The organism is Nonlabens ulvanivorans, from assembly GCF_032922765.1.
Classification (GTDB): Bacteria; Bacteroidota; Bacteroidia; order Flavobacteriales; family Flavobacteriaceae; genus Nonlabens; species Nonlabens ulvanivorans.
Genome location: NZ_CP136694.1, coordinates 849,473 through 875,259, shown reverse-complemented (window position 1 = coordinate 875,259; position 25,787 = coordinate 849,473). Strand labels below are relative to the sequence as shown.

24 protein-coding genes are annotated in these 25,787 nt (G+C 34.2%); 18 read left to right on the top strand and 6 right to left on the bottom strand.

Going from position 1 to position 25,787, the window contains the following annotated elements; genetic code table 11:
• Nucleotides 1-128 precede the first annotated feature (128 nt).
• The gene (rpsA, locus tag R1T42_RS04010; RefSeq protein WP_006795042.1) at nt 129-1,988 is read right to left on the bottom strand and encodes a 30S ribosomal protein S1; all 1,860 of its coding nucleotides are present in this window, start codon (nt 1,986-1,988) and stop codon (nt 129-131) included.
• Nucleotides 1,989-2,487: 499 nt separating this feature from the next.
• Between rpsA and R1T42_RS04005 the strand changes: the two genes are divergently transcribed.
• Together R1T42_RS04005 and R1T42_RS04000 are read left to right on the top strand one after the other, a co-directional pair.
• On the top strand, nt 2,488-2,946 hold the full coding sequence (locus tag R1T42_RS04005; protein ID WP_317291396.1) for a DUF1801 domain-containing protein: 459 nt from the start codon (nt 2,488-2,490) through the stop codon (nt 2,944-2,946).
• Between the two features lie 3 nt (nt 2,947-2,949).
• Nucleotides 2,950-3,465 (top strand): hypothetical protein, encoded by a 516-nt coding sequence (locus R1T42_RS04000; RefSeq protein WP_317291395.1) that lies wholly within the window; start codon nt 2,950-2,952, stop codon nt 3,463-3,465.
• Between the two features lie 136 nt (nt 3,466-3,601).
• Here R1T42_RS04000 and cmk read toward each other — a convergent pair whose 3' ends face one another.
• Together cmk and porQ are read right to left on the bottom strand one after the other, a co-directional pair.
• Nucleotides 3,602-4,291 (bottom strand): (d)CMP kinase, encoded by a 690-nt coding sequence (gene cmk / locus R1T42_RS03995; protein WP_317291394.1) that lies wholly within the window; start codon nt 4,289-4,291, stop codon nt 3,602-3,604.
• Nucleotides 4,291-5,322, bottom strand: coding sequence for a type IX secretion system protein PorQ (gene porQ, locus R1T42_RS03990; RefSeq protein WP_317291393.1), 1,032 nt, complete (start codon nt 5,320-5,322; stop codon nt 4,291-4,293). The genes cmk and porQ overlap by 1 nt, the downstream gene beginning before the upstream one ends.
• A gap of 153 nt (nt 5,323-5,475) precedes the next feature.
• Between porQ and R1T42_RS03985 the strand changes: the two genes are divergently transcribed.
• Nucleotides 5,476-6,264 (top strand): hypothetical protein, encoded by a 789-nt coding sequence (locus R1T42_RS03985; protein WP_317291392.1) that lies wholly within the window; start codon nt 5,476-5,478, stop codon nt 6,262-6,264.
• Between the two features lie 190 nt (nt 6,265-6,454).
• Here the strand turns inward: R1T42_RS03985 and lon are convergent, their stop codons facing one another.
• Nucleotides 6,455-8,911 carry an endopeptidase La gene (gene lon, locus R1T42_RS03980; RefSeq protein WP_317291391.1) on the bottom strand — a complete coding sequence of 819 codons (2,457 nt, stop codon included), beginning with the start codon at nt 8,909-8,911 and terminating at the stop codon, nt 6,455-6,457.
• Nucleotides 8,912-9,150: 239 nt separating this feature from the next.
• Here lon and R1T42_RS03975 point away from each other — a divergent pair, with 239 nt between their 5' ends.
• The 5 genes from R1T42_RS03975 to R1T42_RS03955 all read left to right on the top strand — a co-directional run bounded on the left by R1T42_RS03975 (nt 9,151) and on the right by R1T42_RS03955 (nt 13,538).
• Nucleotides 9,151-9,744 carry an RNA polymerase sigma factor gene (locus R1T42_RS03975; RefSeq protein ID WP_317291390.1) on the top strand — a complete coding sequence of 198 codons (594 nt, stop codon included), beginning with the start codon at nt 9,151-9,153 and terminating at the stop codon, nt 9,742-9,744.
• Complete coding sequence (locus R1T42_RS03970; protein ID WP_317291389.1) at nt 9,737-10,315, top strand: hypothetical protein; 579 nt, start codon at nt 9,737-9,739, stop codon at nt 10,313-10,315. The genes R1T42_RS03975 and R1T42_RS03970 overlap by 8 nt, the downstream gene beginning before the upstream one ends.
• Nucleotides 10,299-11,387 (top strand): hypothetical protein, encoded by a 1,089-nt coding sequence (locus R1T42_RS03965; protein ID WP_317291388.1) that lies wholly within the window; start codon nt 10,299-10,301, stop codon nt 11,385-11,387. Before R1T42_RS03970 ends, R1T42_RS03965 begins: the two co-directional genes overlap by 17 nt.
• Before the next feature lie 161 nt (nt 11,388-11,548).
• Complete coding sequence (locus tag R1T42_RS03960) at nt 11,549-12,274, top strand: head GIN domain-containing protein (RefSeq protein ID WP_006795033.1); 726 nt, start codon at nt 11,549-11,551, stop codon at nt 12,272-12,274.
• A gap of 310 nt (nt 12,275-12,584) precedes the next feature.
• Nucleotides 12,585-13,538, top strand: coding sequence for a Fic family protein (locus R1T42_RS03955; protein WP_317291387.1), 954 nt, complete (start codon nt 12,585-12,587; stop codon nt 13,536-13,538).
• Between the two features lie 277 nt (nt 13,539-13,815).
• On the opposite strand, the gene R1T42_RS03950 is transcribed toward R1T42_RS03955, so the two are convergent.
• Both R1T42_RS03950 and R1T42_RS03945 read right to left on the bottom strand, forming a co-directional pair.
• Nucleotides 13,816-14,646: a tyrosine-type recombinase/integrase gene (locus R1T42_RS03950; protein WP_317291386.1), complete on the bottom strand. Its 831-nt coding sequence runs from the start codon at nt 14,644-14,646 to the stop codon at nt 13,816-13,818.
• Nucleotides 14,647-14,769: 123 nt separating this feature from the next.
• Nucleotides 14,770-14,988 carry a hypothetical protein gene (locus R1T42_RS03945; RefSeq protein ID WP_317291385.1) on the bottom strand — a complete coding sequence of 73 codons (219 nt, stop codon included), beginning with the start codon at nt 14,986-14,988 and terminating at the stop codon, nt 14,770-14,772.
• 176 nt (nt 14,989-15,164) lie between these two features.
• Here R1T42_RS03945 and R1T42_RS03940 point away from each other — a divergent pair, with 176 nt between their 5' ends.
• From R1T42_RS03940 to R1T42_RS03895, 10 genes are all read left to right on the top strand, one after another.
• Nucleotides 15,165-15,890, top strand: a complete 726-nt coding sequence (locus R1T42_RS03940; RefSeq protein WP_317291384.1) for an HNH endonuclease — start codon at nt 15,165-15,167, stop codon at nt 15,888-15,890.
• 225 nt (nt 15,891-16,115) lie between these two features.
• Nucleotides 16,116-16,811 carry a hypothetical protein gene (locus R1T42_RS03935; protein WP_317291383.1) on the top strand — a complete coding sequence of 232 codons (696 nt, stop codon included), beginning with the start codon at nt 16,116-16,118 and terminating at the stop codon, nt 16,809-16,811.
• A gap of 169 nt (nt 16,812-16,980) precedes the next feature.
• Nucleotides 16,981-18,228: a GTP pyrophosphokinase gene (locus R1T42_RS03930; RefSeq protein WP_317291382.1), complete on the top strand. Its 1,248-nt coding sequence runs from the start codon at nt 16,981-16,983 to the stop codon at nt 18,226-18,228.
• A gap of 235 nt (nt 18,229-18,463) precedes the next feature.
• The gene (locus R1T42_RS03925) at nt 18,464-19,120 is read left to right on the top strand and encodes a hypothetical protein (protein WP_317291381.1); all 657 of its coding nucleotides are present in this window, start codon (nt 18,464-18,466) and stop codon (nt 19,118-19,120) included.
• Between the two features lie 1,393 nt (nt 19,121-20,513).
• Nucleotides 20,514-21,041 (top strand): hypothetical protein, encoded by a 528-nt coding sequence (locus R1T42_RS03920; protein WP_317291380.1) that lies wholly within the window; start codon nt 20,514-20,516, stop codon nt 21,039-21,041.
• A gap of 8 nt (nt 21,042-21,049) precedes the next feature.
• Complete coding sequence (locus R1T42_RS03915; RefSeq protein ID WP_317291379.1) at nt 21,050-21,244, top strand: hypothetical protein; 195 nt, start codon at nt 21,050-21,052, stop codon at nt 21,242-21,244.
• Between the two features lie 169 nt (nt 21,245-21,413).
• Nucleotides 21,414-21,953, top strand: a complete 540-nt coding sequence (locus R1T42_RS03910; RefSeq protein ID WP_317291378.1) for a hypothetical protein — start codon at nt 21,414-21,416, stop codon at nt 21,951-21,953.
• Nucleotides 21,954-22,172: 219 nt separating this feature from the next.
• On the top strand, nt 22,173-23,030 hold the full coding sequence (locus R1T42_RS03905) for an AbiJ-NTD4 domain-containing protein (protein WP_317291377.1): 858 nt from the start codon (nt 22,173-22,175) through the stop codon (nt 23,028-23,030).
• A gap of 544 nt (nt 23,031-23,574) precedes the next feature.
• The gene (locus tag R1T42_RS03900; protein WP_317291376.1) at nt 23,575-24,243 is read left to right on the top strand and encodes a hypothetical protein; all 669 of its coding nucleotides are present in this window, start codon (nt 23,575-23,577) and stop codon (nt 24,241-24,243) included.
• 602 nt (nt 24,244-24,845) lie between these two features.
• Complete coding sequence (locus R1T42_RS03895; RefSeq protein ID WP_317291375.1) at nt 24,846-25,541, top strand: hypothetical protein; 696 nt, start codon at nt 24,846-24,848, stop codon at nt 25,539-25,541.
• The last annotated feature ends 246 nt before the right edge of the window (nt 25,542-25,787 follow it).

Genomic DNA, 25,787 nt, shown 5'->3' with positions numbered 1-25,787 from the left:
AAACTAGGAACATAAAATGGTCCTATTGATTGTATCCTGAAAACAGATTCCTATCCTCGCATCTTGAGCATAAAAAAATCCCTTGTCTAACAGACAAGGGATTTAATAAATATACTAGAAGTAAAAGATTACTCTTCTTCAGTAGACGCTGCTGGAGCTGCTACTTTACCTTCCATACGATCTTTAAGAGCTTGAAGCTTAGAGTTTGCATCACCTAATGTAGGCTTATCAGTTGACTCTTGAGATTTTGCAGCTGCCTGCTTAACAATCTTAGCTTCTTCTTCTTTATGGATAACCATGTGAGAAGCAACTACTCTCTTAAATTCTTTATTGAATTCGATGATCTGGATTTGAGCAGACTCACCTTTCTTCAATTTAGTACCATCTTCTTTTTCTAAGTGACGAGTTGGAATGAAAGCAGTGATGTCTTCATTAAATTCAACTACTGCACCTTTATCAACCATATCAGTAATAGTAACGTCGTGAGTTGTTCCTATTCCAAATTCAGCCTCATACTTATCCCATGGGTTATCCATAGTTTGTTTGTGACCTAGTGATAATTTACGTCCTTCTACATCTAATTCAAGAACAACTATATCTAGTTTATCTCCAACTGCGCAGAATTCGCTTGGATGCTTGATCTTCTTAGTCCATGATAAGTCAGAGATGTAGATTAATCCATCTACTCCTTCTTCTAACTCAACAAATACACCAAAGTTTGTGAAGTTTCTTACCACACCAGTGTGACGAGAACCTACAGGATACTTAGTAGTAATATCTGTCCATGGATCTGGGTGAAGTTGCTTCATACCTAGAGACATCTTACGATCTTCTCTATCAATAGTAAGAACTTGTGCATCAACCGTATCTCCTACTTTTACAAAGTCACCAGCACTTCTTAAGTGTGTAGACCATGACATTTCAGAAACGTGGATTAATCCTTCAACACCTTCTTCGATTTCAACAAAAGCACCATAGTCAGCAATAACGACTACTTTACCTTTTACGTTGTCACCTGGCTTGATCTTGTCAGATAGAGCTTCCCATGGGTGTGGCTCTAATTGCTTAAGACCTAACTGGATACGAGACTTATCTTCATCAAAGTCTAGGATTACTACGTTAAGTGTTTGATCTAGTTCTACAACCTCATTAGGGTGGTTGATACGTGACCAAGAAAGGTCTGTAATGTGAACTAATCCATCTACACCACCTAGATCTACAAATACACCATAAGAAGTAATGTTTTTCACAACACCTTCTAGTACTTGTCCTTTTTCTAGACGAGAGATAATTTCTTTTTTCTGCTCTTCAATATCTGCTTCAATAAGAGCTTTGTGAGATACTACTACGTTTTTAAATTCGTGGTTGATTTTTACAACCTTAAATTCCATAGTCTTATCAACATAAGCGTCATAATCACGGATAGGCTTCACATCAATTTGTGAACCTGGTAAGAATGCCTCAATACCGAATACGTCTACAATCATACCACCTTTAGTACGACATTTTACGTAACCGTTAACGATTTCTCCTGTATCGTGTGCATTGTTAACGCGTTCCCAAGCCTTGATAAGACGTGCCTTACGGTGAGAAAGAACTAATTGTCCTGTCGCATCTTCACGAACATCTACAAGAACCTCAACTTTATCACCTTCTTTAAGGTTTGGGTTGTAACGGAACTCATTTAAAGAGATAACACCTTCAGACTTTGCGTTAATGTCGATAATTGCATCGCGATCTGTGATCTTGATAACAACACCAGTCATTACATCATTATCGATTGTGTCTACAAAGTTATCTTCTACAAGCTTTTCAAAAGCTTTCAATTGATCTTCATCAACTTTTTCGATTCCTTCGCTGTAACGTTCCCAATCAAAAGTGTCTAAAAATTCAGTTGGGTTAGTTTGTTGTGCTGTAGCGGTTGGTGCAGTGTGCGCCTGTGTTTCTTCAGTAGAAACTTCTGCTACTTTTTTGTTGTCTTCAGCCATGTTTGTTTGCTGATTAAAATTTGTATTCTAAAAAGGCGTGGAAACTAATAGAACTTTTTTAGAAGAATTATTTATAAAGTTTTGATTCCCAATCGGTTTCCTTATTCTCGATTTGGGTTTGCAAAAGTACAATACTTTTTAATAAAATCATAGCCCTTTTTAGATCTAATTATCTGTGTGTGATGCTTGTTGTTCTCGCTTTCGCGAAAGCGTAATGTATATCTGTAGTCTAGACAGTTACCTATTATAGACTCAATCAATAGTATCTTTTACTCATTCCTATTTGAATTTACAGAAATTCAACCTTACATTCGCCCACCCAAATATTGAAAAATATAAATCATCGTGTTATTAAATGAAAATTTAACGACAGATGCTCAGTAACCTCGCAGATTGGACCATGAGAAGACTTATAAGCCAAAAGTACTTTTCATTATCTGCGAGGTTTTTTTAATACTCTTAAATAATCGTATTATTGATAAAACCATTGATACTGATTATGACCTCAAAAGCCACTACTCCACAAGAATATATCGATCAGCTACCTGAAGACCGTAAAAAGCCTGTTTCTGACTTGAGAAGTGTTATTCTTAAAAATATGCCGGCAGAATTAGAAGAAGGTATGTTATATGGTATGTTAGGTTATTATGTACCTCAATCGGTTTATGAACCAGGATATCATGTAGGTAAAGACTATTCACCATTACCATTTATTAATGTTGCTTCACAAAAGAATTTTATAGCACTGTATCACTCTGGAATTTATGCTCATCCACCTCTAATGGAATGGTTCAAAGAGCAATACCCAAAACACTCTAAGTATAAACTAGATATGGGAAAAAGCTGTATCCGTTTTAAAAAGGTGAATGATATTCCGCTAGAGTTGATTGCAGAGTTGTGTACTAAAATGAGTGTTGATCAATGGATTGGGATTTATGAAGAGAACATCAAGAAGTAAATAATGAAAAAAGGGAAAGAAGATAAAATTCCTAAACCATTACTTGTTATTAATAACTTCATTATTGTATGCGGCTGTATCGCATTTATAGTTGGGCTTTTACTTTTTGTTAAATACATGATTGAATTAGATGATAAATACAACTCTAATGCGACCGCATTAATTCATAAAAACATCAATAATGAAGTAATTTCATGCGAAATACTTAATGGGACCTATAAAACCATTTATGATAAACAATTTTCTGATTATCCTGAATTTATCTTTGAAATAACTGATGATAGTTTGTTTACTGAAGAGCAACGTTATAAAATAGAGCGTTCTGAGTATGGTACTTTTAGCATCGAATATCCAGAAATCAATCAAGATTCTCTAACAGATTTTCAAAAAACATTACACAACTATAGCAAAGACAATTTCTATAGAATTACAACTTGTAATGGAAACTATTATAAATTTGAAAACATGGTAAATTTACATATAACTATTTCTACTGGCACTTTTATAAAGTTGAATTAAATATTATTGAGGATTCATATGCAGATTCCGCATCGAGTGCGGAATGACAAGATTTTAATAATCTAATCGGTTAAACAAAGTAGATTCCTTCTTTGCTCTCGGAATGATGTTCAGAAAACGGATGACATATTTTAAACTACCTCATCGCCTCTTCAGCCCATTGAACCAGTTGTTCAAACTGCTGTTCTCTGGTCATCTCGCTAGTGTCCAGTAATTTTGCGTCTGCTGTTTGTGTTAGCGGACTATCTTCTCTTGTAGAATCGATATGATCACGATCTATGACATTCTTAAGAACTTCTTCATAAACAACCTCATCACCACGACCTATAAGTTCATCATAACGTCGCTGCGCACGCACTTCTGGTGCTGCGGTCATAAATACTTTTAATTCTGCATCTGGGAAAACAACGGTTCCTATATCACGACCATCCATGACCACACCTTTTTCTTTTCCCATTTCTTGTTGTTGTGCCACAAGCTTTGCTCTAACTGCAGATACCTCGGCCACTAGACTTACAATACTGCTTACCTCGAGTGTGCGTATTTGCTTTTCAATGTTTATACCATTTAAATAAACATCTGCGCGATCTGTTTCTTCATTACGTTGGAATGATACCTTAATTTTATCCAAGGAATCGATAAGTTCTTGTGCATACAGTTGATTATCTCGGTAGATGTTTTCGCTTAAAGCGTAATAAGAAATAGCTCTATACATGGCACCTGTATCTACATAAATGTACTTTAATCGCTGCGCAAGTTGTTTTGCAGCAGTACTCTTACCGGTACTGGAATGTCCATCTATCGCTATCGTAATCTTATCACTCATTATTGTAAATTTATATTAACCCCAAAAAGGCTGGTATGTGACGCCAGTGTATATCGTGCATGTGTATAACTGAATCGCATTTTATTAATTTTTAAAGAGAATCCTGCACTTACACCAGAAAATGCTCTGGTGTCTTGAATACTCAATTCTTGTGCCCTGCGAAAATTATACCCAAGTCGCACCTGAAAGGCTTGTTCTGGAAAAATTTCGACTCCAAATACTGTATGACGCAGTGCATTATTGAAAAATCCAGGCTTATCTTCAATGATATTACCGTCTAGATCTGTTTGAGCATTGGCATCATTTGAGAAAGCAATATTCCATTGCTGTAAATTTTCTAAAGTCACGTGTAGACGTAGTGGTAGGTTTCTCATGTTATTTGAAAATCCTAAAGCAACCTCTAATGGTAGTTTTTCATAAACCTCATTATAAGGTGTAAACTGCGTACCGATGTTGCGCACGACTAAAGCTACTCTGATATCTTTATCTTCATTATAGTAAAGTGCACCAAAGTCAATCGCGCCACCTAATGAGGTATATTGCTCTAGCTTTGAAGAGATGACTTTTACATTTGCACCTAGATAAATATCTGAAAACGGAATATTATAAGCATATCCAGCAGATATCGCTACTTCATTACCGCCAAATTCACCTGTAGAAACTCCTTGCTCGTTGTAGCCATCAAAGGTTCCATAATCTAAATAAGTTACACCTACATGAAAAGTCTGTACATGTCGATCCCATGTGTAAGCATATGCCGCAGTACCATAATTAACATCACCTAGATAGTTAGCATAATTTACTTGTAACTGATTATCCATTTTAGGATTAATTGTCGCAGGATTAAATATTCCAGAGGTAGGATCATAATCCACACCAGTGAGTACACGACCACCTAAAGCGGCCTGTTTTGTTCCTGCTGGAAGGTTGAGAAATTGGTACGTAGTTCTTCCTCCTATTTGCGCTTGCGCGAAAGCAGCAGATAAAATCAGCACCAATAACAACGATATATGGGATTGAGATCTTTTCACTTCTATTCTAACGACTGCAAGTTTAATTTATTTTTAAGCGTGTTACTAGTTATTGAATAAGGAATTTGGTACATTTCGTAAGTTGGCTAACATTAAATTATGAACTTAAATTTTCTCTTTACCGTATTTATGCCTTTGATAATGCTCCAAGGCATGATTCTAGAACAAGAAGTTTATGGAAGCTTACTATCTGTTCCTAAAGCAGAAAGTTGTCTAAAACAATATAATCTAGAAATTGATCTCAGTAAATCAACTGCTGTTGTTTATAATACAATAGAGATTAAACTAACTGAAGGTCAAGAATATATTGAAATACACATTCCACATATCGCTTTTAACAATGGTATGAAAAAAGGTGCATATAGTAATGATGGATGGACTCGTTACCGCAGCAATGATTTTGAGCAATTTAGTTGGAAGATTAATGGTCGTGAGTTAACTTCTCAATATGAATTTACCGTTCACGATAGTCTTGTAAATCTTAGAAACAAATATTTAAAGATTGATTCTTTACAAAATCTAAATAGTAGTTCGAGAGTAGACAGAAAGCAATTAGAAGAATTCAATCAACTTGAATTATCCGAGGAGTTTGATAATAAAGTCCTAAGCGGTCTTTACCCATGGTACATTTTGAAAATCAAAAATGAATTTAGTAATACTAATACTGCAACCTCAACTTTTGAACTCACTTATGAACTAGAATTAGGTCCAACTGTACAAAATAAGAGAGAAAACTACTTTCATTTTAAATTCAATGAACCTGAAAAAGAACTAAAAACTCCTATTCATGTGGATATAAAGCTTAACAAGCTACCGACGCGTAAAATCAATTCTCAGATACCTGACGTCCTTATTTATGATAAGGATAAAAAAATCCTAAGCGCCATAATTGATGCCAATATTCCTGCACATTCTCAAAATCTATTGTTGTTTATTAGATAAGGTCTTTTAAATGAGGTAGTGTTTTCAACCCATTCGACCAAAGATCGCTGTCACTCGCTTTGCACACCTTTCCTTTCCCAGAAATTTACAAAAGCAAATTATCAGGAATCTGAACGTAGTTGTTATAAGTTCAAAACAAAAAATCCCCAGCGCAAACTGAGGATTTTTAAATTTAAAATACTAAAACAAATTAACTCAACTTCTTAGCATTCTTTACTTTTTGCTTAGTAAGCGCTAGTTCTAGCACGTCACTCATATCACTAACGTAATGGAATGTCAGACCTTTTAAATATTCTGGTTTGATCTCTTCGATATCACGTCTGTTTTGCTCACACAGTAAAATTTCCTTAATACGTGCACGCTTAGCCGCAAGAATCTTTTCTTTGATTCCGCCTACAGGTAGTACTTTACCACGTAGGGTAATTTCTCCAGTCATAGCGATGCTTTTCTTCACTTTGCGTTGTGTAAATAAAGAAACTAACGATGTTAACATGGTGATACCAGCACTAGGACCATCTTTAGGTGTTGCTCCTTCTGGCACGTGAATGTGTACGTTATATTGATCAAATATATCTGTAGATATACCTAACTCTTCTGCATTTGCCTTAATGTACTGCATGGCTATAGTAGCACTTTCTTTCATCACTTTACCTAGGTTACCTGTGATGGTTAAGTTCCCTTTTCCTTTAGAAAGAATAGATTCTATAAAAAGAATATCACCACCTACACGAGTCCATGCTAGTCCGGTTACTACACCAGCCACATCATTATTCTCATACTTATCACGTTCCATACGTGGTGCGCCTAAAACTTCTACAACCGTTTCATTAGTCACCTTAAGATCATAAGGCTCTTCCATAGCTATACTTTTTGCTGCATAACGCACCATTTTTGCCATTTGCTTATCTAGCGAACGCACACCACTCTCGCGAGTATAACCTTCTACTATTTTTTCGATCTGTGGCTTAGCTATTTTTAAATGCTCTTTAGTAAGTCCATGTTCTTTCAACTGCTTAGGCAACAAATGTTGTTTCCCTATCTCTACTTTTTCTTCTATCGTGTAACCGGTCACATTAATAATCTCCATACGATCACGCAATGCTGGCTGAATCGTATTTAAAGAGTTACAGGTCGCGACAAACATGACTTTACTTAAGTCAAAGCCCATTTCTACAAAGTTATCATAGAACGCATTATTCTGCTCTGGATCCAGTACTTCTAGCATCGCACTGGATGGATCACCGTTATGGGATGAACTAAGCTTATCAATCTCATCCAGTACAAAAACCGGATTAGACGTTTTTGCCTTTTTAATACTTTGTATAATACGACCTGGCATCGCACCTATATAGGTTTTACGATGTCCACGAATCTCTGCCTCATCACGCAATCCACCTAGCGAGATACGTACATATTCACGTCCTAGCGCCTCGGCCATAGATTTTCCTAGAGAGGTCTTCCCTACTCCTGGTGGTCCATAAAGACACAGAATAGGTGATTTCATATCATTACGCAGTTTTAAAACCGCTAGATATTCTATAATACGTTTCTTAACTTCATCTAGACCGTAGTGATCACGATCTAAAATCTTTTTAGCACGTTTCAGGTCAAAGTTATCTTTTGAAAACACATTCCACGGTAGATCTAGGAATAAGTCTAGATAGTTGCGTTGTATAGAATACTCTGCCACTTGCGGATTCATGCGTTGCATCTTGGCAAGCTCTTTCTCAAAGTGCTCTTTTACCTTATCATCCCATTTCTTAGACTTGGCACGTGTGCGCATTTCATCCAGCTCTTGATGAGAAGACACGCCACCACCTAGTTCATCCTGAATGGTTTTCATTTGCTGGTGCAAGAAATACTCACGCTGCTGCTTATTAATGTCTGAGTGCACCTTAGACTGAATATCATTTTTAAGCTCCAGTTTTTGTTGCTCGATATTCATAAAACGCAAGGTCTCTAATGCGCGATCTTTAAGGTCATTCATTTCTAGCAACTGTTGCTTTTCTGACACCTTAAGGTTCATGTTAGACGACACAAAGTTTACTAAGAAAGAATTGGACTCTATATTTTTAATCGCAAAACTCGCCTCACTTGGAATATTAGGACTTTGCTTTATAATCTCTAGAGACAGTTCTTTAATACTATCAATGATGGCATTAAACTCTGTATTATCTGGCAGTGGTCTTGCCTCTGGTATGTCTGTGGTTTTAGCGGTGATATAAGGCTGCTCTGTCAGGATTTCGCCCATCTGGAAACGCTTCTTACCTTGTATAATCACTGTCGTATTTCCATCAGGCATTTTTAAAATACGTAAGATGCGAGCTACCACTCCTATTTTGTGCAAGTCGTCTGCACCAGGCTCTTCAATAGATTCATCTTTTTGAGCGACGATACCTATGACCTTATTGGCTGCATTTGCCTCTTGTAATAATTTAATAGAGCGATCTCTACCAGCAGTGATAGGAATAACCACACCTGGGAAAAGTACCATGTTGCGCAATGGTAATATGGGCAACTCTTCAGGAACAGACTCATTATTCATCTCTTCCTCATCTTCGGTACTTAATAATGGAATCAACTCTGCCTCGTGATCTAGATCACCTAGTGACAAGTTGTCTATTTTAATCTTCTTTGGATTGAACATATGCTTTCTTCTCGCCACTATGTCACAAAACACAGCAGCTTTTCAATTATTTTATTTTTATTTTATAGCAATAGATGGTTGTTGTTACGCTTTCGCGAAAGCGGAATAACCAGCATTAAAACACTTTAAATCAATATCTTAAACATCTTACAACACAAGGCTATTGTACTGGTCTACTTTAAACAAAGTATATTGCTATCATTAGTTTTTCAAATTCAGTGCCAGTCCACTGTAACAAGTTGAAAAAAGCTGCATCTTTAAGACGTAACACTAACCAAGTGACATTAACAGAAACTGAAATATCCGTATACGACTTGTGCGAGCAAGGCGATCAAAGGGCACAAATGAAAGTGTATGACAGCTACTCACGTGGCATGTATCACGTGGCATTGCGCATCCTTAAAGACAGTGGCGAGGCAGAAGACGTCATGCAAGAAAGCATGATTGCGGCTTTTCATAAAATGAGCCAGTGGAATAGAGAAGCAACCTTTGGCAGCTGGTTAAAACGCATTGTGATTAATAACAGTCTATCGCGATTGCGCAAGACTAAAAAAATGGAAACCGTATCCTATGATGATGTAGCATATCATCTAGAATCGCAAGCAGATGACCAACAAATCGATATGGAAAATGCTGGAATGACGGCAAAAAAAGTACTGCTGGTCATGAACAAATTAAAAGATAATTACAAGCAGATTTTAACGCTGCATCTTATAGAAGGTATGGATAATGAAGAAATATGTGAGATCATGAAGATATCAAATGTGATGTGTCGCACGACGATCTCACGTGCCAAGGAAAGTTTAAGAACTAAAATTAAAGCTCATGAGTAAATCAATGGAAGACTGGTTTAAAGAGCAAGACTTTAATACCACAGAGTTACCTAGCGGTCACCGCAATAGATTTCTAGAACGTTTACAAGCGGCTCAAGAAGATGAAAAAGTCGTCTCTATAGATCGAGATGGTAAGGCCGAAGGTCATGCAGATGCAAGGAAAAACCCATGGTTTAAATGGTCACTGGTCGCAGGACTAGCGCTTTTAATGGGACTGGCTGGTTTTAACCTGGGATCTAGTAATGATACAGACCTGGCTAGCGTGTCACCAGAAATGGCTAATGCACAAGACTTTTTCTCGAGCACTATTGCCGAAGAGTTGAAACAACTAGAGTCTGAAAGCAGTCCAGAGACGGAACGATTAATTGCTGATACTAAAGTACAGTTACTAGAACTAGAAAATGATTACCAACAATTAAAACTAGACCTAGATAATAGCGGTAACAGTCGCAAGGTAATCGCAGCGATGATACAGAATTTTCAAAACAGAATAGCATTGCTGGAAGCAGCACTAGAACATATAGAATCTCTTAAACAACTTAAACTGAATACAGATGCAACCATATTATAAAATACTATTACTAGCTTTTTTATTGCCACTGGCAGTAGTCGCTGGTCCTGTAAAAGGTAAATACACTAAAAAGAAAAGTCTCAAAAAGTCCTACACGGTAAATAAAGACGCCATGCTTTTACTAGATAATAAATATGGTAGCATGACCATTACCACATGGGATCAACCTACGGTATCCATTGAGGTTTATGTAGAGGTTACTGGTGATGATCAAGAAGATGTAGAAGAAAAACTGCGTGAGATCGACGTTAACTTTGAATCTAGCGCTAGTCGTGTGAGTGCAAAAACGATGGTAGATGCTAGACGCAAAAACTGGAGCTGGAGCAGCTGGTTTGGCTCTAGTAATAACGTGAGTGTAGAAATTAACTATGTGGTTAAAATGCCCGTGACTAACGACCTCGATGCTCGTAATGATTATGGTACACTATCCCTAGATAAACTACTAGGTCACGCACGATTGAATTGCGATTATGGTAGAATGGATATCGGTGAATTATGGCATGCAGATAACTACATTAAAATGGATTATACTAATAAGTCTACCATAAACTATGTAAAATCTGCCAGTATCAATGCAGATTACAGCAGCTTTACACTGGGCGAATCTGAAAAGATTGAGTTAAAAGCAGACTATACACACAGCGAGTTTAAGAAAGTTACAGATCTTAATATCAATACAGATTATGGTAGCATTACCATAGGTGAAGCGGCAGACTTTGTAGGTCGTGGTGATTATGTAAGCTTTAAAATAGGTACCATTACCCATATGCTAGATTTAAACACGGATTATGGATCTATAAGTGTCGCACGTCTACAGGCAGGATTTAAAGAAGTCACGATACGTAGTGATTTTACAGGAGTGAACCTTAAGTATGACGCTAGTGCCCGTTTTGACTTTACCATAGACACAGAGTTTGCAGGCATCTCTATAAGTGATGCGGCTACTGTTACCAGATCAGACAGTGATTATACTGATAAATTAAAGTCTGGATATAACGGTACAGAAAACAGTGGTAATACCATCAACATACGCACCTCTTATGGTGGTGTAAAGTTGAGAGCAATAGATTAAACAATCAACAAGATCATTGTTGTAGTCATCTAAGACGCTAAAAACAGTATTAATTACAAACAACTGAATCATAGAAAACGACAACTCAGTCACACTATATTTTATAAAAATCAATAATCGGTCATATTTGAACCATCAACGAACAAGCTAAAACAAAAATTATGAAAAAGATACTTCTATTATGCATTGTGATATGCAGCACACAAATGGCCACAGCACAATGGTTTGGCAATAAATCTGTAAAAGGTAACGGTGATTTAACTACAAAGACTTTTAACACCAGCGACTATGATGGTGTTGCAGTTGCAGGCTCTATGGATGTGGTCTTAGTCCCAGGAACTGAAGGTAAGATAAAAGTTGAAGCAGAATCTAACATCATGGAACATCTTAAGGTTGAAGTAAGTGGTGGTAAACTAATCATAGGTACTAAAAATAATACCAACATCAACCCTAGAAAACCTATAACTGTGACCGTACCTGTAAAGTCCATAGACTATGCTAGTGTGTCTGGTAGTGGTGAGATTAAAAGCGACATGACACTTAAAGCACGCAACATGCGTTTAAAAGTATCTGGATCTGGAGATATGAATTTAACCATCGAGGCCGAAAATCTAAAAGCGTCCGTTACTGGTAGCGGCGATATGAACATCGCTGGTCGTGCCGAAAATCTAGACGTAAGCGTTACCGGTAGTGGTGATTTAAATACTTATAAATTAAAGGCTAACCATGTAGAAGCGTCAGTAACTGGTAGTGGCGATCTAGCCGTTTATATTAACGGTGGTGATCTTAAAGCACGTGTAACCGGTAGCGGCGACATACGTTATAAGGGAACGACTAGAAATGTAGATAAAAAAGTAACCGGTAGCGGCGACATTGATAAAATGTAAACACCTACTCTATTTTAAAAGAACAAGCCTTGATATGTATCAGGGCTTTTTTTATACGCTTCCGCGAAAGCGAATACACGACCAATCTTACACTAATAGAAAGTCTAAGAGTTATGAGACGTTTTACATGGTGCGTTTATCCATAACTAATCACTTTATCTCTATAAATCAACAGCCTATGAAACCAAGCATAAGGACTAGAACATCACACTACCCTTATGCCAAATTGCACGATGAGTGAATGCATTTAGAACCTATACATTAAAATAAACAATAGTATATTTGATAATATCAAATGATAGTATCATAAATGAAACCACCTTACGAAATAACATCTTCTATTTTAACGTTAATTACCTCGATTTCAGAAAAAATAGGAGAAGTAAATGCTTATTTATTAAATAAACCTTCACCTCAATTAAGAAAGCAGAATAGAATTAAAACTATTCATTCCTCGTTACAAATAGAAGGTAATACACTTACAGAAGAACAGATAACAGCGCTTGTAGAAAATAAGAGAGTTATAGGTCCTCAAAAAGATGTTCTTGAAGTTTTAAATGCCATTAAAATCTATGAGAATACAGAAGAATACAAACCGACTGATGAAAAATCCTTTTTAAAAGCGCACCAACATTTAATGCAAGGATTAATTGAAAATTCTGGAAAATATAGAATTCAAAGTGTCGGGATTGTAAAAGACTCAAAAGTCGAGCATCTCGCTCCACCTTTTAAAAATGTGCCTTATTTAATGAAAGACCTTTTTGAATATTTAAAAAAGTCTGATGAAATTGAATTAATTAAAAGTTGTGTTTTTCATTATGAAATGGAGTTCATACATCCATTTATGGATGGCAATGGCAGAATGGGAAGGTTATGGCAAACTTTAATTTTAATGGAAAAATATCCAATCTTTGAGTTTTTACCCTTTGAAACATTAATTAGTAGAGATCAAGAGAAGTATTATCAAGCTTTGGCCGAATCTGATAAATCAGGGAAATCAACTAAGTTTATTGAATACATGCTAGAGGTAATTGACATTTCAATGAGTGAATTATTAGATTTTAATAATCGAACGTTAACTGAAAAAGAGCGATTATCTTATTTTGTTTCCTTAAAGATTCATGAGTTTACAAGGAAAGATTATATGAATGTTTTTAAAGATATCTCTACTGCGACGGCAAGTAGAGATTTAAAAAAAGGCGCTGAACTAGGTTTTTTTCAAAAAACAGGAGAGAAAAACAAAACCAAGTATCGATTAAAATAAACGAATCTCAGAACGTTGTATAATGGCGATTGAGACGTTTTAAAGGCTTATAGCGAGGCTGTGATCATTCATAAATTCAGTAACTTCACTAACCAATAACCAACAAAAAAAGGTCAACGCGTACCGGCTAAAACGCCTCGCTCGCCTTATACCTTTGCCATTCTAGTCCATTGCCTGCGGCCGTAGGTTTTCGCTTTTGTAATTTATAATTACGCTCTTGGGATTAGAAACTATAGAACTGTAATAGCTCTCTGTAAAGATCAACCAGTTTTAGTAATTACAGAAAATCTAAAGGTGACGCCACGTTTTGCATGGTGCGAGTAGTTACATGTGTGTAAATTAATGTGGTTTTAAGATTAGTGTGACCTAGTAGTTCTTTAATAATGCGCACGTCTGTACCAGAATCCATTAAATGCGTTGCATAAGCATGTCTTAAACTATGTAGAGTAACGTACTTTTTAATTTTGGCTTTCTTGCATGCGATATGAAAAACTTTACGCAAACTTTGAGGACTGTACTGTGGTTTATTTTGCCCTTCAAATAAATACTCTTTGGGTTTGTATTCTAGATAATAAGCTTTCAAGACTGGCTTAAGTGATGCTGGTAAAGGCAGTATTCTATCTTTACCATTTTTGGAATTTTTGATATGGACTTGTTGTCTTTGCTTATCTATATCTGTAATTTTAAGAGCGATTAACTCACCACTGCGCAAACCTAATCCATAAATAAAAGTAAGCATTGCTTTATGCTTTTTATTCATACAACTGTTTAGTATAGCTTTTACCTCTACTGTAGATAAAACAGTGGGCAATGGTTGCGGTGTTGAACGTGGGTATACTTTTGAGAAATCATATTCTCGATTGTGCATTTCTTTAAAATATAATTTAATAGCACCTATCAATTGTTTTTGAGTCCCTAAAGCAAGGTTTTTGTGAGGTACTACTTTACTAATCGCATCATTAACCTGATAGTTATCTAGACCATCTAATGGTCTGTCCATCCCTAAGAATTTTTGAAAAGCAATAAGATGTCCTGCATAAGATTCTATGGTATTATGAGCATACCTTTTAATGGTCAATAATTTCTTAAAATCATAAAAGGTTTGCATTTACTGCCATTTTTGAGTTATGTACAAAAGTAGTAAAAGGTTTGCATTAGGTCCATATATGGTATTGTAATGTAGTAAGATTTTGCTTAGGTTTGTATTTACTACTGTTAGTAGCAATTAAAACTACTTTAGCACATCCATCAACCCAGAATTAAGCCTTTTCAATCTATTCACTTCTTTTACCAACTCATTTATTTTTTCCATATAAATAAGCATATTATCAGAGGTTGCTTCTGGTAACGTTTTTATATCATAACCATCAGGCTTACTTACTGTATCAGGTAAATCCCAAGTGCTTAATTCTTTTACTTTATCTTTTTCTAAAAGGTCTATATTACTCATAATGTTTGTGTTTATTTGCCCGTTTTAAAAGCAACTAACAACGTATAAAATTCATTGCTATTTACTGTTTAATCAAAGGCTTGTTAATATTTATTTTGTTCTATTTTTATTCAATATTTCTGCTTATTTATACGCAACGAAATCTTATACAATACGTTACCTACCATTAAAAAAATATGAGACCTCCAAGATGGCATAGAGATGAAATTATACTTGCTTTAGATTTATATCGTAATATTGAGCCAAAGGAAATGGACAATAAGAACCCTAAAGTAATTGAATTATCTGAACTTTTAAATAAGCTTCCAATCCATAAAGAAAGGATGGAAAACCAAAAATTCAGAAACCCAAATGGAGTAGGATTAAAACTTAGCAATTTCAAAGCAATCGACCCTGAATTTGATGGGAAAGGAATGTCGAGTTATAGCAAAAGAGATAAAGAAGTATTCTTTGAGTTTGATGGAAAAAATGATGAACTTAAATCTATTGCTAACCAAATAAAAAAAACAATCTCTAATCAAAAAGTAAATCAAAAACTTTATCGAATTCCAGATGAAGAAGATGACGAAATTCACTCTGTTAAGGAAGGAAAAGTGATTTATAAACTTCATAAACTGAGAGAACGTGATAATAAAATCAATAAAAAAAAGAAAGACCTATATTTTGAACGCAATGGAAAACTTGATTGTGAGGTGTGTGGATTTGATTTTTATGAAACTTATGGAGATATAGGTAAAGGGTTTATTGAAGCTCATCATAGAGTTCCACTATCTGAAATAGATGGAGAAACAATAACAAAATTAAAAGACTTAGCTCTTGTATGCCCGAATTGCCATAAAATGCTACATAAAGCAATTGACACATTGAGTGTTGCTGAATTAAAAAAGAAAATAAAACGGTAGGTAACACGGTAGGTAACACGGTGTATAAAACATAGCTAATAAGTGCTTAACCGAAAGGTTTGTGTTTTATTTGCTGAGACCGCCAAATTTTTAATTTGGCTTTAAAACTGAGAAGTTAAATCAAAATATAAAAATTGGCTCTGTGCTAAACCCAAAATGTAGTATCTTTTTACACGCTACGTTTCATACACTGAGCCGTTATGGGCAAGGTAAGCTACGAATGAAATGAAAGCGAAAATATTTTCACATAAACAACTAATCGGAACGACTGAAATACAAGGGCATGCAGGTATGGGAGTATTATATGGCGAATTCATTCCAACCGAATTTTATTTTGACAACATTCAAAAATCTGTTTGGGAGTTTTGGGAAACCAATAAGCCCGATTATGAGAAATGGCACTCATTGAGGTTTAATGCTCAGTTGGAAAATGGCGTTTTTCTTTATCCTGAAGGCGGTTACACAATTGATGATTTAGAAGAATTCCCAAACGAACCAAAAAGAATAGACATTGCAGGAGTTGCTTGGGAAGTAATAAACGACTTCTTCCTAACCCAACCAACTCGCCCATTTGTAGAAGAACCTTGGAACGAACTTCAAATAGAGCAGAAAATTGCTTTTGAAGATGAATTACATAAAGAAATCGGAACAAAAGGTCACAACTTTTTTGACATATTCAATAAACGAAAAAAACACCAACTTTCAGGTGCAGAAATCTCAGCTTTTTGTCACGACCAAAGAAATGATGATGTATTGTTTGAAATTAAGAATGCTAATCTTGACAAAAGATTTGCATTAGTCCACTTAACTTGGACAGGAAAGAAGGAAAAAGAGGGATATCCAATAACAACGTTTTATAAAGATTATGATGAATTTAAATATTCAAAAATGTATCCAAATAAAGTCGAATGGGGGAATTGAAAAGTAAGAAAACCCAGCCCATAACACGGTGTATAAGTAATAGCGGTTAAAGTGATAAAACAAAAGTATAAACGTAAAATAATGGTCAGTGCAAAACTGAAAAGTTCGTGAGTAGAAATCCGCTACTACTCATACACAAAACCGTTGTGGTTAATACAGAAGAAACTTAATGAGTATAATTGATAATTTCATAAAACAATACGAAAAGGAATATGACTTCTATAGACAACTAGCACGTTTAGGTCACGATGTATTGGAAACAGAAATTATTAATAGAGGATTGAAAGCTATTATTTCTAATCGAGCCAAACGGATTGACAGACTCAAAGAAAAAGTAGTACAACGCAACCAAAAGAAAAATTACAAATCAAAAAGAGCGATTGAAAAAGACATTGTGGATTTGGCTGGAATACGAGTCGCTCTTTATTTCCCATCTGACAGAGAAGTTGTTGGTCAAGTTATTCAAGAATTATTTGATATTGAGGAAACAAAAACATTTCCCGAAAATCCTCACAAACCAAAACACAATAAAAGATTTTCTGGTTATTGGGCAACCCACTATCGAGTTAAACTCAAGAAATCTGATGAAGTGGAAAAAAGATTCACGACTACAGTTTTTGAAATACAAGTTGCTAGTGTGTTAATGCACGCTTGGTCAGAAGTTGAACACGATTTAGTCTACAAGCCATTCTCTGGAAATCTTACAAAAGAGGAACTAGCAATTCTAGATGAAATTAATGGGTTAGTATTGACTGGAGAAATTGCATTGGAAAGACTTCAAAAGGCAATAACGGAACGTACAAAAAAACAAGAAGAGATAACTGACAAGTATGATTTAACTAATCTAGTATTCTCAAATTACAAAACCAATTTCAAAAAAATCAACTTTGGTAATACAGAATACCTAAACAATTATCTAAAAGCAATTGATAAAATTGACACGAGTCAAATAACAGAGGCGATAAGTAAAATTAATCCAAAAATTAATGAAACTTTTTCTGACCAACTCTTACAAAACATTATTGCTATAAATAAGAATAACGATAATTTGAAAAAGTACTTTAGTCAGATAACAACAGACAAAAAGAAAGTTTCTGGATTTGAGCTCTTCACAAAGACTTGGATTGTTTTTGAGAAAGTTATTGCACAATTAAATCAAGAGAACGGAAACAAAAATCGTAAAAACTTTATTCCGAATTTAGATATCGTTAGTGAAGTATCGAATTTAACCCAAAAAGAAAGAAACAGAATTCATCAGTTAAGAAAAATAAGAAATCAAATGCTTCACGGTTATGAATCGTTTTCAAATGAACAACTTGAAAAATATTATAAAGACCTAAAAGCAATTGTTCAAAAATGCATTTTAGCAATTCAAGATGATAATGCTAGAGAGGAATTAAATGACGAACTGAAGTAAAGTACTAACCACAACAAAGACGTGTATAAAACATAGCTAATAAAGGCTTTACGAGAGGTTTGTGTTTATTTACAAAGACCGCCAAATTTTTAAATTTGGCTTTTAAAATTGATAAGTTAAAAACAAAATATAAAAATTCGGCTCTGTGTTAATCCGAAAAGTTAGCTTTTTTTACACGCTACGTTTCATACACAAGACCGTTGGCAAACATTTAGAGAAACTGCATATTAAGAAAATGAAGAACTTTTTTATAATCACTACATTACTATTTTTTAGCAATCTGAATTACGGACAAATTGCAGTTATAAAAGATAGCGATGGATTCACCAACGTTAGAAAACTGCCGAAATCTGATTCTGAAATTATATACAAACTAAAAGATTCCGAAATTTTTGGCTATTTAGAAACTAAATCTGATTGGATAACTATTTATATCTCTAAAAACAAATATCAATTAGAATGCGACGAAGACTATTATTTTACCGGATATATTCATAAAAGTCGTTTATGTCCAATTGATAATTGGGAAGTTTATAATGGAACTGAATTTTCATTCAATTATGAATTAAAAAAATTCAGTCTTGAAAACAAAATCTGTGACTATGATGGAAAATGGCTGACTAAAATAAATGGTCGTCGGATTTACGGAACTGATGGCAATATTCCGAAAACTGAAGTTAGTGGAATTAACGCTACTCTTAATGGAAAAACTATTGACATTCCGAATATGCTTTATGAAGATATTTTTGAATGTGACAATAAGTTTACAATTAATAAAAACAAAGACGATTATATCGTTCATCAATGGAATAGTGATGGAGCTGGTGCATATTTAATTGTTTGGGTTTTTGGAAACGAAAAGCTAAAACAACGTATGATATTAATACCTTAAAGAAAAAACGATTTGCCAACACCGTGTATAATTAATTGCTAGGTTCTAGCCTACTTGCGAAAATTCCTGCGGAATTTTCACGGGTTCGTAAATGTTTGTTAACTTAGTTGCCTAACCACGCAACTAACCATACACAAACACGTTCTAGTCCATTGCCTGCGGCCGTAGGTTTTCGCTTTTGTAATTTATAATTACTCTCTTGGGATTAAAAACTATTGAACTGCAATAACGCTGCAAAAGATCAACCAGCTTTAGTAATTATAAATCACAAGTCTCCCAACCTACTCAATGGACTAGAATGGCAAAGCTGTAAAACCTCTTGAGCAATTGGCGTCTTGTACTTACACAATAAACGCCAGCCGCTAGGAAACAAACAAGAACGTTGTATAATGGCGATTGAGACGTTTTAAAGGCTTATAGCGAGGCTGTGATCATTCCAAAATTTACTAACTTCACAACCATTAACCAACAACCAAAAGGGCAACGCGTACCGGCTAAAACGCCTCACTCGCCTTATACCTTTGCCATTAGCGAGTATCGTTTTTACACACTAAATTTCGGGTTTATTTATTAAGGTCTGTGTCGATTCCAAAAATGCAAAAGCTCTAAAAGGATAAAGGCTTCTTAAGTGTTATTTTTTATCGTGGTTCGCTTTTGCGTGTTCATCCCCAAAAGTCTCAAAAGTAAAAATAACGTAAATTGATTCTCTAAATATTTCAGATTATAAGCAGTTGATTATTTCGGAAATTCGTGTTTAAATCTAGCATTTTGACGAGCAACACACTTGGTCAGATTTTATATGCTTGACAACAAATGATAATTTTGATGATTCAAATGCTACATTCTGATGTGAAATGCTGCCTGTCAGGTTTTATACGTTTGATTATAAAAATGAGCAACGCAATTGGTAAAAACCACACTCGCTAACACTATGTATAAACAATGCGGGCTTGGTGTTTATTCCGAAAGTTATTGTTGCTTTTGAGGTCGCAAATACTTTTCTATTAATTTCAATTTCACTAAATTTAAAAATTAAACAAAAGTATTTACTTGTGCTTAATTTGAAGTTCCGTGAATTTCTGTTCCGCACTGTTCATACATTTCACCGTTCTAGTCCATTGCCTGCGGCCGTAGGTTTTCGCTTTTGTAATTTATAATTACACTCTTGGGATTAGAAACTATAGAACTGCAATAACGCTGCAAAAGATCAACCAGCTTTAGTAATTATAAATCACAAGTCTCCCAACCTACTCAATGGACTAGAATGGCAAAGCTGTAAAACCTCTTGAGCTATAGTCAGCTTGTACTTACCCAATACTCGCCAGCCGCTAGGAAACAAACAAGAACGTTGTATAATGGCGATTGAGACGTTTTAAAGGCTTATAGCGAGGCTGTGATCATTCCAAAATTTACTAACTTCACAACCATTAACCAACAACCAAAAGGTCTACGCGTACCGGCTAAAACGCCTCACTCGCCTTATACCTTTGCCATTGTAAAACATTTGATGACGAAATCTGACATTAAAAAATATCACAAACTAATTGGATACTTAAATTTGATTTTAAGTTTACTCTACTTAATTTTTTCAAGAGAAAGTGAATTGACCGAAAGACTCTTTGCTGTATTAACAATCAATGTTGGTTATCATATGGTCTATTATTTTTTTGCTGGAATTTATAAGGGAACTAAACGAATGCGGAGCCATAACGATTTCAATAATAGCATTGGAGGAATAATGATTGGAATGTTTGCGATATTCGGTTTTATCGCTTCGATTTTTTTGACTTATATCTTTGTATATGACGCCATAACGTATAATGAATACTATGGATTGTTTGCAATTTGTATTCCATTTGGAATTTTACTTGGCGCATATTCATTATGGATAGACGTTCGAGATGAGAAAACAAGTTTTTGACCAGAACTATGAATTGGATAGATATTCTTACCGGAACTTGTTTAATGACACTTGGAATACTTTGGCTAAATTATCAAATCGATAAAACAGGAAAATATAAAAAAAATGAATCTTATAGTCAATTAGCAACACAACCAAGTCAATATATTGGAATTCTGATTTTAATATTAGGTGGAATTTTAATGATATTAAGAGGTTTATGAATAAATAAAAAAACGTTTTACAACACCGTGTATATTTAATTGCTAGGTTCTTCCCTACTTGCGAATATTCCTGCGGAATATTCACAGGTTCGTAAAAGTTTGCTAATTTAGTTGCTTAAACACGCAACTAACCATACACAAACACGTTGTAACCAATTTGAGAAACCAAATGAAACTGAATAAAAATCGGAAATTATTATTAATTCTAATAGTCGGAATTTTATGTTTCTATGGTTTTAAAAATTACGCTGAAAAAGTAAAAAACGAACATAGTATTGCTACCAGTATTTCTTCAAAACTTTTTGACTTTAATACGTTTGAATTAAAAGTGGACTCAAATCTAAAGCTATCTGATTTTAAAGTTGTGAATCAAAATAGCGGAACGACAATTTTTGCGGATGGAAAAAACCGAACAGGAATTGATAATGATTATGGACATCGATTATTTGAATTGTATTATAAAGACAAAAAACTATATGAATTTGGACACTTTTCAACAAATAATTGGTACACATTTGACTATACTCTGAATTTAAATAAAGTAAATAACCGAATCGAACCTGATTTGAAAATAATGAAAGGAAAAAATGAATCTTATAATGATTTTTTCTACAAAAGATTTGAATATAATGAAAGTGGAAAACTCGACAGAATTAGTTATTTAACTTTAGGAAAAGAAGTTTATAACGTTAAAGAAATTAGCGAATAAAAACTGGTTACAACAACGCATATAGCTCATAGCTAGGTAGTTGCTTAATCAAAGTTAAGGCATTTTTGGAAAGTCGCCAAATTTTTAAATTTGACGATTTCCAATAAAAAAGATAAATAGTAAAATTTAAAAATATGGCTTGTGATTAACCGAAAATTTATCGCTAATTTACACGCTACGAGCCATATACAATACCGTTGTACACAATTTGAATAAAATATGAGATTTTCACAAAGAATAGGTCAAACACCAGTAAATAAAGAGATTCAACTTGAATATGTTGATGAAGAATTGACCAATGGACTTTGGAATCTAGTAAAAATGCTGTTCATTGATAAATTGGCAAAATATGCTGATTATGGAAAATCCGATTTTGATAAGTTTTCTGAAATACTATGGCATAATTTCTACAAAATGCCAATAGACACAATTCCAGAATATAAATCATCAGTCGAAAAATATATTAGAGAAAGATTTTTCAATTTTTACTGGTATGAAATCTATGATTTTTTAGAATTCATTATCGAAATCCAAAATAATCAAGGAGAAAAGAACAAATTCATTAATTCTGTCAATGGAATTTTGGAACGTGAATTCGCAGGATACAGAATTATAAACGAAAAAGTTGCACCAATTTCAAATCAATTAGAATTTGAAGAAGTTTCTTTTGCATTAGATAAAACAAAATTTTTAACAGCTTTAGAAGGAGCAAATATTCATCTAACTAATGCTATTGATTTAATATCAGACAAAAAAAATCCAAATTATAGAAATTCTGTTAAAGAGTCTATATCTGCAGTAGAATCAACTTGCCGAATAATAACAGGAGAGAATACATTAGGAAAAGCATTAAATAAACTTGAATCAAAAGGTTTAAATCTCAACAATCAATTAAAATCAGGGTTCGATAAAATTTATGCATACACCAATGATAAAGATAATGGAATAAGACACGCTATTGTTACAGCACCAATTGAACCTGATTTCGCTGACGCAAAGTATATGCTAATCTCTTGTAGTTCTTTTATAAATTATTTGATTACAAAAGCAGAAAAAATCGGAATAAAATTTGAATAAAAACTGTGTACAACAATGGCTATAAGTAATTGCTCGTTCTCGCCTACTTCTGAAAATCCTCGAGGATTTTCAGTTTGGTGCATAGTTGCAAAGTTAAGTGCTAAAACACGCAACTACTCATAGCCCAACCGTTCTAGTCCATTGCCTGCGGCCGTAGGTTTTCGCTTTTGTAATTTATAATTACACTCTTGGGATTAGAAACTATAGAACTGCAATAACGCTGCAAAAGATCAACCAGCTTTAGTAATTATAAATCACAAGTCTCCCAACCTACTCAATGGACTAGAATGGCAAAGCTGTAAAACCTCTTGAGCTATAGTCAGCTTGTACTTACCCAATACTCGCCAGCCGCTAGGAAACAAACAAGAACGTTGTATAATGGCGATTGAGACGTTTTAAAGGCTTATAGCGAGGCTGTGATCATTCCAAAATTTACTAACTTCACAACCATTAACCAACAACCAAAAGGTCTACGCGTACCGGCTAAAACGCCTCACTCGCCTTATACCTTTGCCATTGGCATTAATTAACAATCAAATTCAAGATGAACCCTTTAGAATTTATAAAAGAAATAAAAGAGCTAATATTTGACAGTAATACTTCTTGGGGAAAACTAATCACTAAACTTATTAGTTTACTCGTCTTGTTGTTGATTATTGACTTCTCATTTAACTTTACTTACAATTTACATACTTCAAATAAACTATCTCAACTTGAGACTATATCTTCTTTAAAAAAATCATATGAATCAGATTCTATAAAAATCACAGAAATAGAGAAAATAGAAAGTATAATTTTTAACAAAGAACATTACTCTGAGTTTTTACCTCGTATTTTTTCAGAGATTTCTTTTAACATAAAAACAAAAGACCAAAATATTCCCCAAATCAATACAGAAACAACAATTACAACTAACCCCATAAGAAATTTATTTTGGATGACTTTTTCATCAAATTATTTATTGTTAATAATAATTCCTTTTGTGATATTATTACCTTTGTATGATAAGAGTTCAAGAAGCGGAAATGGAATTGCTGGTTGGGTAACTGCGTTAGTAATGCTTGGTGGAATAACATCTCTAATAACTTGGATTTCATATCAAATACCTTTGATTTATAATAGACCATATTTAAATTATATTTTGAATTTCTTAATACATACATTTTTCTTGATTTTAAGTGTTGCTGTTTCGGGTGACAAAAAGAAAAACTAATGCCAACAATGTGTATAATTAATGCGGAGTTTAGTGTTTAATTCAAGGAAAAGTGTATTTTTACTAAGTCCGCCAAACCTTTTGATTTGGCTTTAGAATTAAAAAGATAAAACAAAATAAAAAGTTTTGGCTAAGTGCTAAACTAAAAGTCTCTGACTTTCTATTTCCGCACTAACCATACACGAAACGTTCTAGTCCATTGCCTGCGGCCGTAGGTTTTCGCTTTTGTAATTTATAATTACACTCTTGGGATTAGAAACTATAGAACTGCAATAACGCTGCAAAAGATCAACCAGCTTTAGTAATTATAAATCACAAGTCTCCCAACCTACTCAATGGACTAGAATGGCAAAGCTGTAAAACCTCTTGAGCTATAGTCAGCTTGTACTTACCCAATACTCGCCAGCCGCTAGGAAACAAACAAGAACGTTGTATAATGGCGATTGAGACGTTTTAAAGGCTTATAGCGAGGCTGTGATCATTCCAAAATTTACTAACTTCACAACCATTAACCAACAACCAAAAGGTCTACGCGTACCGGCTAAAACGCCTCACTCGCCTTATACCTTTGCCATTGGCAGTAATTTAACGAAAACCTAAATTTGAAAAACATACTTCTTTTTATATTCTTTATTACACTTTTTTCTAGTTGCGAAAAGGAAAAACCTGAACAGCTTCACACATTAGTTATTAAAAAAGAATATTGCGTTATTGAAAATGAAGGAATTATATTTTTACCAGAATTTGAATTAAGAAGAAACGATTCTTTGATTAGTACTCACAAGACGGAAATAATGACGAATTATTATAATATTGATAGCTTAAAATCTGGAAATTATAATATTGTATATACTTCAATGTTTAAAAGAACGGAATCGCAAAATATTATTCTAAATAATAAGAGCATTGACACTTTAATAATATGTCTCGATAAAATTGATTATAGCTCAATCGACCATATACCATTTATTGATAGACTCAAGGAAAATGAGAATTATCTAATAGATGTTTATAATCAAGGGTGTTTTTCTTTAGGAGGTGCAACTATGAAAATTAGCAAAACCCAAAACAAAATAATTGCAGAAACTAATGAGAATAAAAAGGAATTAACATCCCCAGAAATTGAATATGTCAGACAATTTGAATTAGAATTAGTCAATATGAATTCTTGTTGTTGTACATCAACCGACTATTATTCATTGGAATATAATGATGAAGTTCTTAAAATAGAAGATGGCAGTTGCAAATGGTATGGTTATGGAAGGCTTTACAACAATCTATTCAATGTGGAAAATTAAAAACTACTGCCAACACCGTGTATAATTAATTGCTGTGTTCTTCTCTACTTGCGAATATTCCTGCGGAATATTCACAGGTTCGTAAAAGTTTACTAATTTAGTTGCTTAACCACGCAACTAACCATACACAAACACGTTGTACAACATTTGACCAAAAATGAAAGTTAAATTTAATCAATTAAGAAGAACTGAGGTAAAAAACAACACTTTTCTTCGTTAATTTGAGACATTATTGTTCTGGGCTCA

Bases quoted from the DNA above. Each gene is read 5' to 3' on its own strand.
- rpsA (WP_006795042.1), bottom strand. From the start codon at position 1,988: ATGGCTGAAGACAACAAAAAAGTAGCAGAAGTTTCTACTGAAGAAACA.
- R1T42_RS04005 (WP_317291396.1), top strand. From the start codon at position 2,488: ATGACCTCAAAAGCCACTACTCCACAAGAATATATCGATCAGCTACCT.
- R1T42_RS04000 (WP_317291395.1), top strand. From the start codon at position 2,950: ATGAAAAAAGGGAAAGAAGATAAAATTCCTAAACCATTACTTGTTATT.
- cmk (WP_317291394.1), bottom strand. From the start codon at position 4,291: ATGAGTGATAAGATTACGATAGCGATAGATGGACATTCCAGTACCGGT.
- R1T42_RS03985 (WP_317291392.1), top strand. From the start codon at position 5,476: ATGATTCTAGAACAAGAAGTTTATGGAAGCTTACTATCTGTTCCTAAA.
- lon (WP_317291391.1), bottom strand. From the start codon at position 8,911: ATGTTCAATCCAAAGAAGATTAAAATAGACAACTTGTCACTAGGTGAT.
- R1T42_RS03970 (WP_317291389.1), top strand. From the start codon at position 9,737: ATGAGTAAATCAATGGAAGACTGGTTTAAAGAGCAAGACTTTAATACC.
- R1T42_RS03965 (WP_317291388.1), top strand. From the start codon at position 10,299: ATGCAACCATATTATAAAATACTATTACTAGCTTTTTTATTGCCACTG.
- R1T42_RS03960 (WP_006795033.1), top strand. From the start codon at position 11,549: ATGAAAAAGATACTTCTATTATGCATTGTGATATGCAGCACACAAATG.
- R1T42_RS03955 (WP_317291387.1), top strand. From the start codon at position 12,585: ATGAAACCACCTTACGAAATAACATCTTCTATTTTAACGTTAATTACC.
- R1T42_RS03950 (WP_317291386.1), bottom strand. From the start codon at position 14,646: ATGCAAACCTTTTATGATTTTAAGAAATTATTGACCATTAAAAGGTAT.
- R1T42_RS03945 (WP_317291385.1), bottom strand. From the start codon at position 14,988: ATGAGTAATATAGACCTTTTAGAAAAAGATAAAGTAAAAGAATTAAGC.
- R1T42_RS03940 (WP_317291384.1), top strand. From the start codon at position 15,165: ATGAGACCTCCAAGATGGCATAGAGATGAAATTATACTTGCTTTAGAT.
- R1T42_RS03935 (WP_317291383.1), top strand. From the start codon at position 16,116: ATGAAAGCGAAAATATTTTCACATAAACAACTAATCGGAACGACTGAA.
- R1T42_RS03930 (WP_317291382.1), top strand. From the start codon at position 16,981: ATGAGTATAATTGATAATTTCATAAAACAATACGAAAAGGAATATGAC.
- R1T42_RS03925 (WP_317291381.1), top strand. From the start codon at position 18,464: ATGAAGAACTTTTTTATAATCACTACATTACTATTTTTTAGCAATCTG.
- R1T42_RS03915 (WP_317291379.1), top strand. From the start codon at position 21,050: ATGAATTGGATAGATATTCTTACCGGAACTTGTTTAATGACACTTGGA.
- R1T42_RS03910 (WP_317291378.1), top strand. From the start codon at position 21,414: ATGAAACTGAATAAAAATCGGAAATTATTATTAATTCTAATAGTCGGA.
- R1T42_RS03905 (WP_317291377.1), top strand. From the start codon at position 22,173: ATGAGATTTTCACAAAGAATAGGTCAAACACCAGTAAATAAAGAGATT.
- R1T42_RS03900 (WP_317291376.1), top strand. From the start codon at position 23,575: ATGAACCCTTTAGAATTTATAAAAGAAATAAAAGAGCTAATATTTGAC.